This window comes from Thiohalocapsa sp. (assembly GCF_019695415.1).
GTDB lineage: Bacteria > Pseudomonadota > Gammaproteobacteria > Chromatiales > Chromatiaceae > Thiohalocapsa.
The window spans coordinates 1-2,648 of record NZ_JAIFKJ010000607.1; the positions used below are offsets into that span (position 1 = coordinate 1).

Sequence of the window (2,648 nt, forward strand, 5' to 3'; positions counted from 1 at the left end):
CGCGTACCCGTGGATCCGTACCTGGAGGTGACGGAGATCTGCGATCGCACGCTGCTGGTCCTCAGCAACTGCGCAACGAGCCCTATGCGGTCGGCTATGAGCTGGATGGCGCGAGCGCCATGGGACGCCTGGACCGAGCACCGAGGCAGATGTGTCAGTCCGCGCTGCGCATCAGCAGACAAAGGTGGTTATTGACGGTAACCTCGACGCATGAGCCAACCGGCGGATCCCAAGCCCGATCCGGTGTCGCACGAGCACACCGATGTCTTACCGCGGCGGCGCCGCGACCCAGCCCCGGGCCGGCGCCGCGCCGATCCGCGCGTTGCCCTCCTCTGGGTCGCCGCTGCAGCGCTCGCCGCCGCCGTGAGCGGCGTCGCCGTCTACAAGGCCTGGCCGGGGCTATTCCCGCGCATCGCCGAGCGCGCTCCCCTGAGCCCCGCCTGCGACATCACCACCGCCGCCTGCGCGGCCCGCTTCGCGGGCGGTGGCGGCGTGCAGCTCGACATCCTTCCCCGGGGCATTCCCGCCGCTCACCCCCTCGCCGTCGAGGTACGCCTCATCGACCTGCCGGTCCCCGAACGGGTGGAGCTCGACTTCGCCGGCGTCGACATGGATATGGGCTACAACCGCGTCGGTCTGACACCCTCGCAGGACGCGCCCGAGCTTTACACCGGCAACGCCATGCTGCCCGTGTGCGTGCGCGAGCGCATGACCTGGGAAGCGCGGGTGCTGCTGCATCTGCCCAAGGGCACCATGGCCGCGCCGTTTCGGTTCGAGACGACGCGGTAAGTGGTGCCGCTGCTGCCCGGCGCGCGGGCGCCCGCCGACAACGCCCGGCGGTTCATGTCGGTGCAGAGACAGCCATAGAAGGTTTTGGGCTACCGAGATTAGTATTTGTGAATATACAAACATTGATATATATCAAACAAACAAACCGTTCGTCGGCCTAGTCTTTTTTGGGCCGGGCCCGACGGCCGGCTCTGCTGATTGGCAACGTCAATGACGGAGGAAACCAAATGCTCGCTAAGAAGCGTCTCCTGATCGCTGCCGGCCTCGCCGGTGCCACCCTGTTCGCCGCAGGCTCCGCCAACGCGTTTTGGGGCCCGTTCAACCCTTGGAACTGGGGTAACGGTTGGGGCCCGGGCTGGGGCAGTCCCTGGTACGGCCCAGGCTATGGCTATGGCTACCCGGGCTACTGGGGCGGTTATCCCTATGGCTACGGCGCCTATCCCTACGCCTATCCGGGCTATGCCTATCCGGGCTATGCCTATCCGGCAGCCGCTGCGCCCACTGCTGGCGGCGAGTCCTCGGACTAAATCTCACTCCCAAGCTACCCGGCGTGCGCTGAGCCCAGTGCCCGCCGGGCGATGCCTTTCGGGGCTGGATGCCGGCAGCGCGACAGTGCGCGCGCGCTTCGCTATGCACACGCGACTGCCGCTGGGCCCCGGTGCTGGAGCGGGTCTAGTGGAGCCTCCGTTTTGGCTCGTTTTCCTTGACTCCAGTCGCCCGATCATTTCGCTCTGTTGATCCCGATCCTGATCTGTGTTCATTCCGCAGGAGCACAGTTAAAGCTCACGTGCGTTTGCTGCGCAGCGCCGGCTGTTATGATTCTGCGCGTCAAAATGGCGGCGGCAGGAGAGGCAGATGCGCGTACTGGTGGGCGACATCGGCGGCACCAAGACGGGGCTTGCGGTGGCGGAGGTGTCCGGCGATGCGGTATCGCTGGCGCACCCCGCCCGCTATCCCAGCCGGGACTTCAGCGATCTGACGGCGCTGGTGCGCCGCTATCTTGATGACACCGGTGTGCAGTGCGATGCCGGCAGCTTCGCGGTGGCCGGGCCGGTGGTGGACGGCCGCAGCAAGACCACGAATCTGCCCTGGAGTCTGGATGCGGCGGAGCTGGCGCAGGGGCTGGGCTTCCAGCAGGCGTTTCTGCTCAATGACCTGGAAGCCGTGGCCTGGGGCGTGGCAGCCCTCGGCCCCGGCGACCTCGCCGAGATCCAGCCGGGCGAGTCCGATGGCGTGGGCAACGCTTGCGTGGTGGCCGCCGGCACCGGGCTCGGGGAGGCTGGTCTCTACTGGGATGGAGCCCGTCATCGCGCCTTCGCCACCGAGGGCGGGCACGCGGACTTCGCGCCCGCCGATGAGCGCGAGTTTGCGCTGTTGGGCCACCTTCAGCAGCGCTATGGGCGGGTCAGCTGGGAGCGGGTGGTGTCCGGCATGGGCATCGCCAATCTTTACGACTTTCTCATCGCCTGGCACCAGGCCGAGCATCCCCCGGCGGTGGCCGCCGCGCTCGCGGGCAATGGCGATGTCGGCGCCGCGGTGGCTCAGTGTGCGGCGGAGGGCCTGCACCCCTGCACCGAGGCGATGGAGCTGTTCGCGCTGCTCTATGGGCGCGAGGCCGGCAACATGGCGCTCAAGCTCTTGGCGCTGGGCGGCGTGTATCTCGGTGGTGGGATTGCGCCCAAGAATCTGGACCTGCTGCGTGCGGGCGGTTTTCTTGAAGGCTTCCTGGATAAGGGCCGCATGCGGGGGCTCATGGAGCGGATGCCCGTGCGCGTGATCCTGAACCAGCAGGTCCCGTTGCTGGGTGCGGCGCGGTTTATTGGCTGGCGAGTGACGAGTGACGAGTGACGAGTGACGAG

At 67.2% G+C, this 2,648-nt stretch carries 3 protein-coding genes; all 3 read left to right on the forward strand.

Annotated features, from left to right (window positions below):
- Positions 1-210 precede the first annotated feature (210 nt).
- The 3 genes from I6U14_RS16620 to glk all read left to right on the forward strand — a co-directional run bounded on the left by I6U14_RS16620 (position 211) and on the right by glk (position 2,637).
- Positions 211-789 (forward strand): hypothetical protein, encoded by a 579-nt coding sequence (locus I6U14_RS16620; protein ID WP_296900743.1) that lies wholly within the window; start codon positions 211-213, stop codon positions 787-789.
- 227 nt (positions 790-1,016) lie between these two features.
- Positions 1,017-1,316 (forward strand): hypothetical protein, encoded by a 300-nt coding sequence (locus tag I6U14_RS16625; RefSeq protein WP_296900745.1) that lies wholly within the window; start codon positions 1,017-1,019, stop codon positions 1,314-1,316.
- Positions 1,317-1,644: 328 nt separating this feature from the next.
- Positions 1,645-2,637, forward strand: coding sequence for a glucokinase (gene glk, locus I6U14_RS16630; protein WP_296900746.1), 993 nt, complete (start codon positions 1,645-1,647; stop codon positions 2,635-2,637).
- The last annotated feature ends 11 nt before the right edge of the window (positions 2,638-2,648 follow it).